The following is a 15,082-nucleotide window of genomic DNA, read 5'->3' on the forward strand; positions in this document are numbered from 1 at the left end:
TCGCGGCGCGCGCGACCGCGATCGCGCCGTGCCCGAAACCGTCGGCCTTCACCACCGCCATCAGGTCCGTGCGGGCGACGGCCGCCACGGTACGGACATTGCCCGCGACCGCCGCCAGGTCGACGACGGCCTCACCGAGGAAACTCATCGCCGGCGCCACCACACCGCGAGACCCAGCAGGACGACGGCGGCCAGCGCGGCAAGGGCACTCAGGCCGTAACCGATCAGATGGCGATCGCCCGTCGTATCAGCGATCCAGTCGGCGAGATTGTCGGTCCGCGCGCTGAAGTCCGGCCCCGGGTGGGGGCATCGGGGCCCGCCGCTGACCACGGCCACCAGGACCGCGGTCCGTCCCGCTGCTGCCGGAAGTACGGCCCGCCGGAGTCGTGCGGGCACGGGCTGGTGTCCGCGCGCGGCGCCTTGCCCGAGGTCTCGATCAGCGAGTCGCTCGTCCGGCCGACGACGAACTGCCCGGTCTGCAACCGTTGCGCCGGCTCGGAGCCGTCACCGGCGGTCAGGCCGTACCCGGTGAGCCGGACGACCTCGCCCACCGTGGGCGGTGCGGTGCCGACCCGCAGCGGGGTGATGTCGGTGACCGCCGGGTCGATCTCGGCCAGCGCCACGTCGGCGCCTTCGGCCTGGCGTACGGAGACGACCTCGGCCTCGTGCCCCTCCCCGCTGCTCAGGTCCGCGCGCCCGATGGTGGCGGTGGTGCGGTCGGCCACGGTCCGGCTCACCCGGCGCCCGTCCGCCGTACGGAAGCAGTGCCCCGCGGTGATCACCCACCGGGGCGCGACCAGAGCACCGGAGCAGGAGCTGTCCCGGGTGCCGGGGCCGTCGGTGGGCAGGCCGGCCATGGTCAGCAACACCGTGAACGGATAGGCGCCGGCGTCCACGTCCTCTCCGTACGCGATGGCGGACGCCGGCTGGGCGCTCACCGGTGCGGCGGCCAGCGCCACCACGATCAGGACCGCGGTGAGACATCGACGGACAGATCTCATGGAAGGCCATGCTGCGTAAGCGCCCGTCCGGAGGACGTCAGCACGGTCCTTATGGAATCTTTATCCCGGCTGTGCCAGCCTGGCGGGCGGTCACGGACGGCGAGGAGGCGCGGCGTTGCGGGTGCTGGTGGCGGACGACGAGCGGGTGCTCGCCGACATGGTGGCCGAGGGGCTGCGCCGGCTGTCCATGGCCGTCGACGTGGTCTACGACGGCGTCACCGCCTGGGAGAAGCTCGGCGTCAACCGCTACGACGTCGCCGTCCTGGACCGGGACATGCCCGGCAGCACCGGCGACGAGGTGTGCCGGCGGATCGCCGGGGCCGGGCTGGGCACGCGCGTGCTGCTGCTGACCGCGGCGGCCGGGATCCGCGACCGGGTCGAGGGCCTCGGGCTGGGCGCCGACGACTACCTGACCAAGCCGTTCGCGTTCGCGGAGCTGGTCGCCCGGCTGCAGGCGCTGTCCCGCCGCTCGACCCCGGCGTTGCCCCCGGTGCTGGAGCAGGCCGGCATCGTGCTGGACGTGACCCGGCACACGGCGGCCCGCGACGGGCTGACGCTGTCACTCTCGCCGAAGGAGTACGCCGTCCTGCACGTGCTCATGCGCGCCGGCGGTCGCGTGGTCAGCGCCGAGGACCTGCTCGAGCAGGCGTGGGACGAGAACGCCGACCCGTTCACCAACACTGTGCGTACCACCGTCATGACCTTGCGCCGCAAGCTCGGCGACCCGCCGGTGATCCACACGGTGCCCAAGGTCGGCTACCGGCTCGCACCATGAGGTCACCCTCCCCGGTCCGCCGCATCCTCCTGGTCTGCGGGATCGCCCTGGTCGCGGCCCAGTTCGCCCCGGCGGTCGCCGACCAGGTGCTCACCGTGACCCGGGAGTTCGGGGTGTCCTGGTGCGGGATGGGCGGGCCGCGCGCCCCCGACGCCGAAGCCTCGTTCTTCTGCGAGCAGGTCTTCCGGCGGCCCAGCGTCGTGACCGGACCCGTCCTGTTCCTGGTCCTCGCGGGCCTGCTGGCGCTGTGTGTCCCAGCGGCACGCTGGTGCCTGCGGCCGGTCCGGGACCTGGTCCCGGTGATCGCGAACGTCGGCCCGCAGAACCTGGGCCACCGCCTGCGCCCCGGACCGGGCCAGGACGAAGTGGCGCTGCTCGGCCGCACGATCGACGACATGATGGACCGCATCGCGGTCGGCTACGAGGCCCAGCGCCGGTTCGCCGCCGACGCCTCCCACGAGCTGCGCACCCCGCTCGCCGTGCAGCGGACGCTGATCGAGGTCGGCATGGCGCGGGCCCGCACCGAGGACCAGCTCGAACTGCTGACCGCCCAGCTGCTGGAGACCAACGAACGCAACGAGCAGCTGATCGAGGGCCTGCTGGTCCTGGCCGAGAGCGACCGCGGCCTGCTGTCCCGCACCCCGCTGCGGCTCGACCTGATCACCGCGGAGGTCCTCGACGCCCACCGCGCCCGGGCCGCCGAGAACGGCATCACGATCACCAGCACCCTGCGCCCACGCCTGGTCCTGGGCGAGCAGGTACTGCTGGAACGCCTGGTCAGCAACCTGGTGCAGAACGCGGTGAGCTACAACCGCCCGGACGGCACCATCGACGTCCAGGTCGGCGACGACCCGGCCCTGACCGTCACGAACACCGGCGACGACGTCCCGGCCGAGGCGGTGTCCGCCCTGTTCGAACCGTTCCGCCGGCTGTCGGCCGCCCGCATCCACCAGGGCGGCGGGGCGGGGCTCGGGCTGTCGATCGCCCGCTCGATCACCCGAGCCCACGACGGCGTCATCGCGGCCTCGTCCACCGGCCACGACGGGCTGCGGGTCCAGGTCTCCTTCCCCGAGGCCCCCGGACCCGTCTAGCTCTGCATTCAATCTCAGTAATGCTCAGCATCCTGCGCATAAAGCGCTATTATGGTGAGGATCTTGCCCTTAAGGAGGTGTCCTGTGCCTCGTCCCCCATCGGTCCGGGTGACTTCCGCCGCCAAGAGCATCGGCGAACAGACGGTTGCGTGGCGCAAGCTGCAAGGCCTCACGGCGGCTCAGGTGGCCGAACGAGCCGGCATCTCCAGGAACACCCTGCGCCGCATCGAGACCGGAGACGCCGGCGTCAGCTTCCAGGCTTTTCTGGGGGTGGCCCGAGCTCTTGGCGTGCTGGACGCCGTGGTGACGGCCACGGACCCCTACGAGACCGACCTCGGCCGGGCACGAGCCGACGACATCCTTCCCAAGCGGGTACGCCCGTGAGCCACATCCTCACCTACCTGGACCTAGACGGAGAAACCCGGAAGGTGGGCGACGCCTACTTCACATTCCGACGCAACCGGCTCACAGCCAGCTTCTCCTATGAGCGTGACTATCTTTCCGCTCAAGGGGCCTATGCCGTCGATCCCGCGTTGCGACTCTCGGCCGGCTCATGGCCTCTGCCGTACGGGCTCCCCGGAGCTTTCAGTGACGCCGCCCCCGACCGCTGGGGTCGCGGACTGATCGCGAAGCGGCTACGGGCGACCGCAAGCGCCGAGGGACGACCGCTCCCAGCGCTCGACGACCGGGACTACCTGCTCGGTGTGAGCGACGAAACGCGCCAAGGGGCGCTGCGCTTCAAAACCGATGCCGCCGGAGAGTTCCAGCATCCGGCGCCGGAGGTCCCGAAACTCATTGCGTTGCCAAGTCTGCTGCACGCAGCCACCGTGGTCGCCCGGGACGAACCAGACAACCTGGCGGCGATCAAGACGCTGCTGGACGCCGGCACCGGATCACTGGGCGGTGCGCGGCCCAAGGCGTCGGTGCAGGACGGGGATCGCCTTCTCATCGCCAAGTTTCCCCATCCCTCCGATGGATGGAGTGTCATGCGATGGGAGATGACTGCTCTTGATCTGGCCGAGAGCGCCGGCATCCCGGTGCCGAACCGCCGGTTGATAGGCATCGAGGGGCACGCGGTGCTGCTGCTCGACCGATTCGATCGGCACCGAGCGGGCCGCGTCGGCTACATCAGTGCGATGACGCTTCTCGAAGCTCGCGACGGTGAGTCGCGCGACTACACCGAGATCGCGGAGGCCATTCCGGAACACAGCTCGGCGACGAACGACGACCTGCGGCAACTCTGGCGGCGCATCGCATTCTCGGTCGCGGTGCACAACACCGACGACCATCTGCGAAACCATGGATTCCTTCGTGGACGAGCCGGATGGCGCCTCGCCCCGGCGTTCGACCTCAATCCCAATCCCGATCTTGCCGCCCGCCGGGTCACCAGCATCGGGGGAGCTGACAATCCCGCGGACGATCTGCGCGCCCTCATCATGTACGCACCGACCTTCGGCCTTACGGACGCCCAAGCCCGCGCCACACTGCGCGAAGTCGCCGATGCCACGAGCGGCTGGGAAGCCCGGGCGCGCGGCAATGGCATCGCGGCAGCCGAGATCGAGCGTTTCCGCCCGACCCTGTCGCACACCATCGAGGCGACGGCCCGGGCCTCGCAGCCGAACGCGTGACCAGCAGCCGCTAGGACTGCGCCGGAGCCGAGCTGCGCGTCTCCCAGGCCGACCACAGCTGCGCATAGCGGCCGCCCGCAGCGACCAGCTCAGCATGCGGCCCCGACTCCACGATCTCGCCATGCTCCAGCACGATGACCCGGTCCGCCGACGCCGCCTGGGTGAGCCGGTGCGCCACGATCAGCACCGTCCGTCCCCGCGTCGCCGCCGCCGCGGCCTCCTCCAGCGCCCGGGCCCCCGCGCTCCCCGCCTCAGCCGTCGCCTCGTCCAGCACCGCCACCGCAGGGTCCAGCAGCACCAACCGGGCCAGCGCGAGCTGCTGCGCCTGCGCGGCGGTCAGCTCGTGGCTGCCGTCACCGACGAGCGTGTCCAAGCCCTCGGGCAGCGCGAGCGCCCAGTGCAGGGCGCCTACGGTGTCCAGCGCGGCGGAGACCTCTTCGACGCTTGCCGACGGGCGGGCCAGCCGCAGGTCCTCGATGAGCGGCCCGGCGAAGACGTGCGTCTCCTGGCTGATGATCGCCACGGTCTCGCCCGGCAGCTCCGCGACCGGCACCCCGCCGACCCGTGCCACGCCCTCGTCGGGGCGCAGCACACCGGCGGCGATGGAGGCGACCGTGGTCTTGCCGGCCCCGGTCGAGCCGACCAGCGCCACCCGTTCCCCCGGCTCCAGCCGCAGGCTGACCTTGCGCAGCACCGGCGTGCGGCCGTCGTAGCTGAAGCTGACGTCGTCCAGAGTGAGCGCCGCGTCGGCCGGCGGGCGGCCCGCGCCGCGCTGCTCGACCGGCATCGTCTCGACGCCGACCAGCCGGGACAGGCTCGCGCCGGCCGCCTGGATCTCGTCGAAGGTGAACAGCAGCGTGGACACCGGGTTGAACAGCCGGTGGAACAGCAGCGCGGCGGCCGAGGCCTGGCCGACGGTCACCGAGCCGTCGCGGACCAGCCAGAAGCCGACCGTCAGGATCGCCGCCAGGCCGAAGAACTCGGCCCGGTTGACCCGGCCGACGAAGCGGGTGAACAGCGTGAAGACGCCGACGTCGATGTCGCGTGCCTTGGCCGACGCGGCGTCGATGTCCGCCAGGTGCCGCTGTTCCAGCCGGTACGCGTGCACGGTCCGCAGCCCCTGCATGCTCTCCACCAGCAGCTGAGACCGCTCGGCGACAGCCTTGCGCTCCGCGGCGTAGCGGGGGGCCGAGCGCGGCAGGTACCAGCGCAGCGCGACCACGTAGAACGGCACGGCCACGGCACCGGCCAGGCCCAGCCGCCAGTCGATGCCGGCCATGGCCACCAGGCTCAGCACGCCCAGCAGCAGCGCCGAGATCACGTTCGGCAGCACGTCGGAGACGGCCTTGCCGATCGCCGCGATGTCCGCACCGACCCGGGACAGCAGGTCGCCGCGCCCGGCCCGGTCCAGCACCAGGGCCGGCAGCCGCAGCGCGGTCGCGACGGTGCTCTCGCGCAGGTCGGCGAGCATCCGGGCGCCGAGCCGGCCGACCAGGTACGAGGACAGCCCGATCGCACCCCCACCGATGAGCGCGGCGGTGACGATGACGACGGAGATCGACACGATCGCCCCCGTGCCGGCGCCGTCGCGGACCCGGTCGACGAGCATGCCCAGGGCGTACACGGGAACGATCGAGGCCGCGGCCGCGAGCAGGCCGACCAGCAGCGTCCCGGTCACCTCGGCCCGGCGTCCGCGCAGCTCGGCCCACAGCCAGCCGCGGGTCTGCCGGGCGGTCGCGATGGGCAGGATCTGGGTCATCGCAGCACCAACTGTCGGTAGGTCTCGTCGCTCGCGCCCAGTTCCTCGTGCTCGCCCTCGGCCGTGACCACGCCGTCGCCGAGCACGACGATGCGGTCGGTGGCGGCGAGCAGGGCCGGGCTGCTCGTGATGACGACGGTGGCGAAGCCGGACGATGCCCTGCGCGTTGGCGTGCTCGGTGACCGCGTCGACGGCGGTGGTCGGGTCGTGCAGCACCAGCTCCGGCGGCCGGGCCAGCAGCGCACGGGCCAGGGCGATCCGCTGGCGCTGGCCGCCGGAGAGGCTGGCACCGCGTTCGGCGACGAGCGCGTCGAGCCGTTCCGGCTGGGAGTCGAGGACCTCGTCGGCGGCCGACGCTCCCAGCACCTCGGCCGGGATCTCCCCGTCAGCGTGCACGGCCACGTTGGCGGCGATCGTGCCGGTGAACAGGTCGGTGTGGTGCGGCTCGACCAGCAGCAGCCGGCGCGCGTGGGCCCGGTCGACCTGCTCCAGCGGTGAGCCGCCCAGCAGCACGCTGCCCTGGTAGTCGGCGGGGACGCTGAGCAGCTTGACCAGCGCCTCGGCGTCGCCGGGGCGGCGGGCTACCACGCCGACGAACTCGCCCGGCCGCACGTGCAGGTCGAGGCCGTCGAGCGGGCCGTGCCGTACGCCGGACAGGTGCAGCTCGCACGGGTGCTCGGCGGGCCGGTCGGCGCCTTCCGGCAGCACCAGCCCGGCGTCGGTGACCAGCGCGACCCGGTCCGCGGACGCGCGTGCCTCGGCGATCCAGCTCGGCACCACGGCCAGCGTCCCGAACGGCTCGATGAGGAACTGGGCGAGGCCGATGACGGTGATGAACTGCCCGACGGTGATCCGGCCGGTGAGCGCGAACCAGCCCGCCAGGATGGCGATGCCGCAGGCCAGCAGCGTGCTCAGCACGGTCGAGGCGGCCAGGTAGCCACCCTGGGTGCGCGACGCCCGCAGCGTCGCCGCCAGCGAGCGGCGGCTGACCGCCCGGTAGTTCCCGGCGGCGGCGTCCTGCGCGCCGATGCCGCGCAGCGGCCGCAGCCCGGTGACCAGGTCGGTGGCCAGCGAGGTGGCCCGGCCGGCCTGTTCCTGCTGGTCGGCGACCCGCCGGGTGATCAGCGGCGAGCTGATCTGCAGCAGCACCAGCACCAGCGGGGTGGCGACCAGGACGACCAGACCCAGCGGTACGGAGATGAGCAGCAGCACCACCGCACTGATCACCGTGGCGACGACGGCACCGACGATCCGCGGCACGTAGTCCAGCAGGTACGAGGTGTTGTCGGCGTCGCTCGTGGACACCGTCAGCAGATCCCCGGCCCGCAGGTCGGTACGCACCCCGCGCGGGTGCAGGATCTTCGCCGACACCTCCAGGCGCAGCTGGTGCCCCTCCTCGGCGATGGCGGCCATGAGCTGCCGCGCGCCGAAGCGGTACGCCATGGTCAGCAGCGTGAACTGCACGGCGAGCACGCCCACCCAGAGCAGCAGCTGACCGAGGTCGCCCGGCGTGACGGCCCGGTCGATGACCACGCCGATCAGGACCGGGACGAACGTCTCGCAGGCCTGGTGCACCGCGATGAGGCCGGTGCCGAACCACAGCCGCTTGGCGTTACGAGTGGTGGTGCGTACGAGAATCCGCGCGCCCGACTTGCTCACTGGGCCATGCTGTCGCGCAGCGACTTGGGGCGCAGGTCGGTCCAGTTGGCGTCGACGTAGTCGATGGCCTGCTGCCGCGGCGCGGGCCCGAAGACGCTGCGCCAGCCCGACGGGATCTCCTTGAAGGACGGCCAGAGCGAGTGCTGCTCCTCGTCGTTCACGAGGACGTGGAAGGTGCCGTTCTCGTCGTCGAACGGGTTGCTGGACACGACGTCTCCCCACAGGTCGGCCGAAAAGTAAGGACAGCCTAACCTACGCGCTGGGTCACCTTCGAGCGCGGGATCACCAGCGGCGTACCGGTCTCCGGGTCGTCGATGATCCGGCAGCCCAGCGCGAAGACGTCCTCGACCAGCTCGGCCGTCATGACCTCGCGCGGGTCGCCCTGGGCCACGATCACCCCGGCCTTCATCACCACCAGGTGGTCGGCGTACCGGGCGGCCTGGTTGAGGTCGTGCAGCACCGCGACCATCGTCGTGCCCTGCTCGCGGTTGAGCCGCACGCACAGCTCCAGCAGCTCGATCTGGTGGGCGATGTCCAGGAACGTGGTCGGCTCGTCCAGCAGCACGATCGGCGTCTGCTGGGCCAGCACCATGGCCACCCAGACCCGCTGCCGCTGCCCGCCGGACAACGTGTCGACGAGCTCACCGGAGAGGTCGGTCACCCCGGTGGCGACCATCGCGGCGACCACGGCGGCCTCGTCCCCGGCCGACCACTGCCGGATCAGCTTCTGGTGCGGGAACCGGCCGCGGGCGACCAGCTCGGCGACCGTGATCCCGTCCGGGGCGATCGACGACTGCGGCAGCAGCCCGAGCCGGCGGGCGACCTCCTTGGCCGGCCGCGAGTGGATGTCCCGGCCGTCCAGCAGCACCTCGCCGGCGCTGGGCTTGAGCAGCCGGGACAGCGCGCGCAGCAGCGTGGACTTGCCGCAGGCGTTGGGGCCGATGATCGCGGTGAACCGGCTCTGCGGCACCTCGAGGTCGAGGTGCTCGCTGATCGTCCGGCGGTCGTACCCGATGGTGATGTCGCGGGCGGCGATGCTCATTCAGGACCCCTGTCGTCGCGCCTGGCGGATCAGCAGCCAGATGAAGTAGATGCCGCCCACCGACACGGTCACGACGCCGACCGGCAGCTGGGTCGGGGCGAACGCCCGCTGGGCGAGGAAGTCGCTGAGCATCAGCAGGAAGGCGCCCATCGCGGCCGAGGGCAGCAGCGCGATGCCGGGCGTGCGGGTGACGCGCTGGGCGAGCTGCGGGGCGGCCAGCGCCACGAAGGAGATCGGACCGGCGGCCGCTGTCGCGACCGCGGTGAGGGCAACCCCGATGACCAGGTACGCGAGCCGGGTCGGTTCCACCCGTACGCCGAGTGCGGCGGCCGCGTCCTCACCCATCTCCAGCAGGGACAGGCGGGGGCCGTACCCGATCAGGAGCAGGCACAGCACGCCGACCGTGACCGCCACCGGGGTGACCTGGGCCCAGCCCAGGCCGTTGAGGCTGCCCTGCCCCCACATCATGGCGGCGAAGGCCGCCTGCAGGTCGACCTTGATGATGAACCACTGGTTGACCGAGGCCAGCATGGCGCTGATCGCGATGCCCACGATGATCAGCCGGAAGCCCTGCACGCCGCGCTTGAAGGCGAGCAGGTAGACCGCGACGGCGGTGGCCAGCCCACCGGCCAGCGCACCGGCCGCCACCACGTAATAGCCGTTGCCGACCAGCACGGTCACGAGCAGCACCCCGGTGTACGCGCCCGTGCTGAACCCGATGACGTCCGGGCTGCCCAGCGGGTTGCGGGTCAGCGCCTGGAAGACCGCCCCGGCCAGCCCCAGCGCGGCGCCGATGATCAGCGCCAGCAGCACCCGCGGCAGCCGCCACTCGACGACCACCAGCCGGGCGGCCCGGGTGCCCTCGCCGGACAGCGCCCGCAGCACCTCGGCCGGGGTCAGGGTGAACTCACCGGTGCCCAGGGTCAGCACGCCGACGGCGAGCGCGGCCAGCACGAGCACCGCACAGACCAGCGCCGGACGCAGCGAGATCCGGGCGGACGCGTTGCGGTGCGGGCGCAGCACCACGACCTTGCGGCCGAAGTCGACGCTCACAGGCCACTCACCCGGGCCCGGCGGACCCACCAGATCAGTACGGGCGCGCCGATGAAGGCGGTGACCACGCCGACGCGCAGCTCACCCGGCCGCACCACGAGCCGGCCCACGATGTCGGCGAGCAGCAGCAGCACCGGACCGCAGACCACGGTGTAGACGAAGATCCAGCGCTGGTCCGGGCCGACGATCCAGCGCACCACGTGCGGCACCATCAGCCCGACGAACCCGATCGGCCCGACCGCGGCGGTCGCCGCGCCGGCCAGCAGCATCACCGAGACGGTGGCCAGGAACCGGGTGCGGCCGATCCGGGCGCCGAGGGTACGGGCGAGATCGTCACCGAGCGCCACCGCGTTGAGCGACCGGGCGACGATCAGCGCGAGCACCGTCCCGGCCAGCACGAACGGCAGGATGGTGGTGGCCACGTCCAGCGGCCGCCCGGCCAGCGAGCCGATGTCCCAGAACCGCAGGTAGTCGAAGGCGCGGGGCCGCACGAGCCGGATGCCGCCGGAAATGCCGTCCATGACCGCGCCCAGGGCGACCCCGGCCAGGGTGAGCCGGATCGGGGTGGCACCGCCGCGCCCGGTGGACCCGAGCCGGTAGACCAGGGTGAGCGCGAACGCGACCCCGGCGAACCCGAACCACATGTACTGCGTGAGGCTGGTCAGGCCGAGCACCCCGACGGCGAACACCACGAACAGCCCGGCGCCGGCGTTGATGCCCAGGATCTGGGTGTCGGCGAGCGGGTTGCGGGTGACGGCCTGGATGACCGCGCCGGACAGTCCGAAGGCGACGCCGGCCAGCAGCCCGAGCACCGTTCGGGGCACCCGCAGGTCCCGCACGATCGACTGGTCGTCGGTGTCGGTGAAGTGGAAGAACGCGTCCCAGACGGCGCCCGGGGGGATGGTGCGGGTGCCGAGGGCGATGCTCAGCAGGCAGACGAGAGCCAGCACGCCGAGACAGATCAGCAGGCCGAGGGTGCGGCGGGCCTGGGTCGCGGCGAGCCCGGCGGCGGCCGGCGCGGCCTTGGGCCCCGGTCGCGTCGCAGCGGCCGTCCGCGTCAGCACCATGCCGCGAAGCTTAGGCTAACCTTCCTTACCCGTCACCTTCCGGTCGTCACCAGCACCGCCGCGGCGGGCGGGCCCGCGGCTCGGCGATCCACCGGGCCGCTGCTGGTCACCGCCACCGGCGCCTGCCATGCGGTGAGGCCGACCAGCGGTAGTCGGCTTCATCGGCCGTCACCAGCGCTCCAGACGGGCGGACAGCACGGCGAGGGCGGCCATCCCGGCCGTGGAGGTACGCAGCACGGACTCCCCGAGCCGCACCGGCTGCGCGCCGGCCGCGACGAACGAGCCCAGCTCCTGATCGCTGATCCCGCCCTCGGGCCCGACGACCAGCACGATCTCACCGGCATCGGGCAGCTTGGCCTGGCTGAGCCGGTCGGTGGCCTCCTCGTGCAGCACGAACGCCGCAGCGGCCGCGGAGAGCAGCCCGGAGACCTTCTTGGTGGAGACGTCAGGGCTGCCCGAGACCACCGGAAGCCACGGACGCCGGGCCTGCTTGGCGGCCTCCCGGGCGGTGCTGACCCACTTCTCCCGGGCCTTGACCCCACGGTCGCCGCGCCACTGGGCGACCGACCGGGAAGCGGCCCACGGCACGATCTCGTCGACGCCGATCTCGGTCATGGCCTGCACCGCCAGCTCACCGCGGTCACCCTTGGCGATGCCCTGCACCACCACCAGGCGTGGATCGGGCGCGGCGACAAAATCCCGGCCGGTGACCTCGACGTCGATGCTGCCCCGGCCGACCCCGGTCACCTCGGCGGCAGCTGTCCCGCCCCGCCCGTCCCCGAGCAGCAGCACCTCACCGACCCGGAGCCGCTGCACGGTGGCGGCATGATGCCCCTCCGCACCGGCGAGCGTGAACCGCTTACCACCGGGCAGGTCGTCAACGAGGAAAAGAGGCGCAGACACCCGCTCACGCTAGCCGAACGCCGCCGGTCCCTCAGTGCCCGTTGAAGGCGTCCCGCATCCGGGAGAAGAATCCGCCCTGCTTGCTCAGCTCGGCGATGTCCTCACCCCGGGTCTTGGCGAAGTCGCGCAGCATCCGCTCCTGGTCGGCGGTCAGCTTGGTCGGCGTCTTGACGTCCAGGTGCACGAACAGCTCACCGCGGCCCTGCCCGCGCAGGTGCGGCACGCCCTTGCCCCGGATGCGCAGCGTCGAGGCCGGCTGGGTGCCCGGCTTGACCTCGATGTTCTCCTCGCTGTCGAGCGTCTTGATGGTCAGCCGGGTGCCGAGTGCGGCGGCCGTCATCGGCAGCGTCACCCGGCAGTGCAGGTCGTCGCCCTTGCGGGAGTAGACGTCGTGGGGGCGTTCGTGGATCTCCACGTACAGGTCGCCGGCCGTGCCGCCGCCCGGGCCGACCTCGCCCTGCTGGGCCAGGCGGATGCGCATGCCGTCCTCGACGCCGGCCGGGATCTTCACGGTCAGCGAGCGGCGGGTGCGGATCCGGCCGTCACCGGCGCAGGTCGGGCAGGGCTGCGGGATGACCGTGCCGTGGCCCTGGCAGACCTGACACGGGCGGGACGAGACGACCTGGCCCAGGAACGTGCGCTGCACCGACTGGACCTCACCGCGGCCACCACAGGTCTCACAGGTGGCCAGGTGGGTGCCGGGTGCGGTACCCGCGCCGGAGCACTGGGTGCACAGGACCGCGGTGTCGACGGTGATCGGCGCCTCGACGCCGAAGGCCGTCTCGACCAGGTCGAGCTCCAGGCGCAGGATCGCGTCGGCGCCGGGCCGGGTGCGCGGCCGAGGCCCTCGGGAGCCGCCACCGGCGGCCGTGCCGAAGAAGGCATCCATGATGTCCTGGAAACCGACGAACGGGCCCGCCCCGCCGGGGCCACCCGGTCCGCCCGCGCCGCCGCCGCCCGGGGCCAGCGGGTCACCGCCGAGGTCGACGATCTGCCGCTTCTGGTCGTCCGAGAGCACCTCGTACGCCGCGTTGATGTCCTTGAACTTCTCGTGCGCCTCGGGGTCGGGATTGACGTCCGGGTGGTATTGACGGGCCAGCTTGCGGTAAGCGCGCTTGATCTCGTCGTCGGTGGCTTCCCGGCTGATCCCGAGAATTCCGTAATAGTCCTTGGCCACAGGGGTTCGAGTCCTCATGTCTGCCCAGCGCTGAGCGGTTCCGTCAGTTTTGTGCCAGCAAATCGCCAACGTAGCGTGCCACGGCTCGTACCGTGGCGATGGTGCCGGGGTAATCCATCCGGGTCGGCCCCAGCACGCCGAGCCCACCAACGATCGTCGTGCCCGGGCCGTAACCCGTGCTGACCACCGAGGCGGCCCGCAGGTTGTCGATCTCGTTCTCGTCGCCGATGCGGACCCGGGTGGTGCTCGGCTCCACCTCACCGATGAGCTTGAGAAGGATGACCTCCTCCTCCAGCGCCTCCAGGACCGGCCGCAGCGAACCCTGGAAGTCCAGCACGCCGCCGCGGGTGAGGTTGGCCGTGCCCGCCAGAGCGAGGCGTTCCTCGCTGCGCTCCACCAGTGTCTCCAACAGCACCGAGGCGACGCAGGCCATCGTGGTGCGCTTCTCCGGGGCGCACTCGTCGACCAGCGTCTGCACCAGCGGCGGGGTGTCGGCGAGCTTCTGCCCGGTGAGCTTGGCGTTGATCACCCGGCGCATGTCGAGCACGTCGTCGCCCGGCGTCGGCCCGGGCAGCTCCACCAGGCGCTGCTCGACCCGGCCGGTGTCGGCGATCATCACCAGCATGATCCGGGTGGTGGAGATCGGCACCAGCTCCAGATGGCGCACCGCGGAACGGGCCAGGCTGGGATACTGCACGACGGCGACCTGGCGGGTGAGCTGCGCGAGCAGGCGCACCGTGCGGTGCACCACGTCGTCGAGGTCGACCGCGCCGACCAGGAAGCGCTCGATTGCCCGGCGCTCGGCCGGGCTCAGCGCCTTGACCCGGGAGAGCCGGTCGACGAAGAGCCGGTAACCGGCGTCGGTGGGCACCCGGCCGGCACTGGTGTGCGGCTGCCGGATGTAGCCCTCCTCCTCCAGCACGGCCATGTCATTGCGGACCGTGGCCGGCGAGACGCCCAGCTGATGCCGCTCGACCAGGGCTTTGCTGCCCACCGGCTCCTGGGTGGCGACGTAGTCCTCGACGATGGCGCGGAGTACTTCGAGCTTGCGGTCGTCGAGACTCATGTCGTACCCCTCCACCTCTCAGCTGGCACTCCGCGAAGTCGAGTGCCAGTCTACGTCGCCCGCGCCCGCCGCGCGATGATCAGCCGTCAGGGCCTGAGCCACTTAGCCGACTGTCTATTCTCCGACGTCACCCGGGTGTTGCTCTCGCCACGTTCGACGTGCGGTCCTACCGTGTGCGCATGACTGAACCGCCGCGTCCGCCCGGTGAGGGCAATCCCTCGGATCCCACCGCGCCGCTCAACCCATATCCGGGTAACGATCCGACTCCCGGATCGGCCCCGCCGCCGCCCCCGGCGTACGGCTCCCCGCAGCCGCCGACCTACGGCACCCCGCCGCAGCAGCCGCCGACCTACGGCACCCCGCCGCCCACCTCGGGTGCCGGCGGTTACGGCCCGCCGCCCAGCTCCGGTGCCGGTGGCTACGGTCCGCCGCCCAGCTCCGGCGCGGGCGGCCACGGCCCGCCGCCGAGCTCCGGCGCGGGTGGCTACGGCCCGCCGCCCGGCTCGGGTGCCGGTGGCTACGGCCCGCCCGGCGCCTACGGCCAGCAGCCCGGTGGTTACCCGCCGGGTGGCTACGCGCCGGGCAACGACGACAAGACCTGGATCCTGGTCGCCCACTTCGGGGGCGCGGCCGGCGCGTTCCTCGGTGGCGGCTGCTCCGGCTGGATCGCGCCGCTGGTGGCGCTGCTGGCCAAGGGCAACCAGTCCCCGGTCGTGCGGGCCGAGGCGGTCAAGGCGCTGAACTTCCAGATCCTCTGGTCGATCATCGCCATCGTCGGCTGGGTGCTGACCTGCATCGTGATCGGCTTCTTCGTCGGTATCGCGGCCTGGGCGATCGCCACGATCTTCGGCATCGTCGCCG

15 protein-coding genes are annotated in these 15,082 nt (G+C 72.1%); 5 read left to right on the top strand and 10 right to left on the bottom strand.

Going from position 1 to position 15,082, the window contains the following annotated elements:
- Together AB0C29_RS10795 and AB0C29_RS10800 are read right to left on the bottom strand one after the other, a co-directional pair.
- A partial coding sequence (locus tag AB0C29_RS10795; RefSeq protein ID WP_360818321.1) for an alanine racemase occupies positions 1-148 on the bottom strand: 148 nt, incomplete at its 3' end.
- 76 nt (positions 149-224) lie between these two features.
- The gene (locus tag AB0C29_RS10800; protein WP_360818287.1) at positions 225-1,001 is read right to left on the bottom strand and encodes a trypsin-like serine protease; all 777 of its coding nucleotides are present in this window, start codon (positions 999-1,001) and stop codon (positions 225-227) included.
- Positions 1,002-1,116: 115 nt separating this feature from the next.
- On the opposite strand from AB0C29_RS10800, the gene AB0C29_RS10805 reads away from it, so the two are divergent.
- The 4 genes from AB0C29_RS10805 to AB0C29_RS10820 all read left to right on the top strand — a co-directional run bounded on the left by AB0C29_RS10805 (position 1,117) and on the right by AB0C29_RS10820 (position 4,495).
- Positions 1,117-1,776, top strand: a complete 660-nt coding sequence (locus AB0C29_RS10805; protein WP_360818290.1) for a response regulator transcription factor — start codon at positions 1,117-1,119, stop codon at positions 1,774-1,776.
- Positions 1,773-2,867 carry an ATP-binding protein gene (locus AB0C29_RS10810; protein ID WP_360818293.1) on the top strand — a complete coding sequence of 365 codons (1,095 nt, stop codon included), beginning with the start codon at positions 1,773-1,775 and terminating at the stop codon, positions 2,865-2,867. The genes AB0C29_RS10805 and AB0C29_RS10810 overlap by 4 nt, the downstream gene beginning before the upstream one ends.
- Before the next feature lie 84 nt (positions 2,868-2,951).
- Positions 2,952-3,251, top strand: coding sequence for a helix-turn-helix transcriptional regulator (locus tag AB0C29_RS10815; RefSeq protein ID WP_360818296.1), 300 nt, complete (start codon positions 2,952-2,954; stop codon positions 3,249-3,251).
- Positions 3,248-4,495, top strand: a complete 1,248-nt coding sequence (locus tag AB0C29_RS10820) for a type II toxin-antitoxin system HipA family toxin (protein WP_360818298.1) — start codon at positions 3,248-3,250, stop codon at positions 4,493-4,495. The genes AB0C29_RS10815 and AB0C29_RS10820 overlap by 4 nt, the downstream gene beginning before the upstream one ends.
- A 10-nt stretch (positions 4,496-4,505) precedes the next feature.
- Here the strand turns inward: AB0C29_RS10820 and AB0C29_RS10825 are convergent, their stop codons facing one another.
- The 8 genes from AB0C29_RS10825 to hrcA form a co-directional block, all read right to left on the bottom strand.
- Positions 4,506-7,913, bottom strand: a complete 3,408-nt coding sequence (locus tag AB0C29_RS10825) for an ABC transporter ATP-binding protein (protein ID WP_360818301.1) — start codon at positions 7,911-7,913, stop codon at positions 4,506-4,508.
- Positions 7,910-8,122 (bottom strand): MbtH family protein, encoded by a 213-nt coding sequence (locus AB0C29_RS10830; RefSeq protein ID WP_212989933.1) that lies wholly within the window; start codon positions 8,120-8,122, stop codon positions 7,910-7,912. Before AB0C29_RS10830 ends, AB0C29_RS10825 begins: the two co-directional genes overlap by 4 nt.
- 38 nt (positions 8,123-8,160) lie before the next feature.
- Positions 8,161-8,955 (bottom strand): ABC transporter ATP-binding protein, encoded by a 795-nt coding sequence (locus AB0C29_RS10835; protein WP_360818304.1) that lies wholly within the window; start codon positions 8,953-8,955, stop codon positions 8,161-8,163.
- Positions 8,956-10,008, bottom strand: coding sequence for an iron chelate uptake ABC transporter family permease subunit (locus AB0C29_RS10840; protein WP_360818306.1), 1,053 nt, complete (start codon positions 10,006-10,008; stop codon positions 8,956-8,958).
- Positions 10,005-11,075, bottom strand: coding sequence for an iron chelate uptake ABC transporter family permease subunit (locus AB0C29_RS10845; protein ID WP_360818309.1), 1,071 nt, complete (start codon positions 11,073-11,075; stop codon positions 10,005-10,007). The genes AB0C29_RS10840 and AB0C29_RS10845 overlap by 4 nt, the downstream gene beginning before the upstream one ends.
- A 168-nt stretch (positions 11,076-11,243) precedes the next feature.
- Positions 11,244-11,978 carry a 16S rRNA (uracil(1498)-N(3))-methyltransferase gene (locus tag AB0C29_RS10850; RefSeq protein WP_360818312.1) on the bottom strand — a complete coding sequence of 245 codons (735 nt, stop codon included), beginning with the start codon at positions 11,976-11,978 and terminating at the stop codon, positions 11,244-11,246.
- 31 nt (positions 11,979-12,009) lie between these two features.
- The gene (dnaJ, locus tag AB0C29_RS10855) at positions 12,010-13,155 is read right to left on the bottom strand and encodes a molecular chaperone DnaJ (protein ID WP_203770907.1); all 1,146 of its coding nucleotides are present in this window, start codon (positions 13,153-13,155) and stop codon (positions 12,010-12,012) included.
- Between the two features lie 43 nt (positions 13,156-13,198).
- Complete coding sequence (gene hrcA / locus AB0C29_RS10860) at positions 13,199-14,221, bottom strand: heat-inducible transcriptional repressor HrcA (RefSeq protein ID WP_360818315.1); 1,023 nt, start codon at positions 14,219-14,221, stop codon at positions 13,199-13,201.
- A gap of 179 nt (positions 14,222-14,400) precedes the next feature.
- Between hrcA and AB0C29_RS10865 the strand changes: the two genes are divergently transcribed.
- Positions 14,401-15,082 (top strand): DUF4870 domain-containing protein (locus AB0C29_RS10865; RefSeq protein ID WP_360818318.1); only part of this gene is annotated, 682 nt, incomplete at its 3' end.

The sequence above is a fragment of the Actinoplanes sp. NPDC048791 genome (assembly GCF_040650095.1).
Taxonomy (GTDB): domain Bacteria; phylum Actinomycetota; class Actinomycetes; order Mycobacteriales; family Micromonosporaceae; genus Actinoplanes.

Excerpts from the sequence above, each read along its gene's own strand:
- AB0C29_RS10800 (WP_360818287.1), bottom strand. The coding sequence starts at position 1,001 with ATGAGATCTGTCCGTCGATGTCTCACCGCGGTCCTGATCGTGGTGGCG.
- AB0C29_RS10810 (WP_360818293.1), top strand. The coding sequence starts at position 1,773 with ATGAGGTCACCCTCCCCGGTCCGCCGCATCCTCCTGGTCTGCGGGATC.
- AB0C29_RS10835 (WP_360818304.1), bottom strand. The coding sequence starts at position 8,955 with ATGAGCATCGCCGCCCGCGACATCACCATCGGGTACGACCGCCGGACG.
- AB0C29_RS10845 (WP_360818309.1), bottom strand. The coding sequence starts at position 11,075 with ATGGTGCTGACGCGGACGGCCGCTGCGACGCGACCGGGGCCCAAGGCC.
- hrcA (WP_360818315.1), bottom strand. The coding sequence starts at position 14,221 with ATGAGTCTCGACGACCGCAAGCTCGAAGTACTCCGCGCCATCGTCGAG.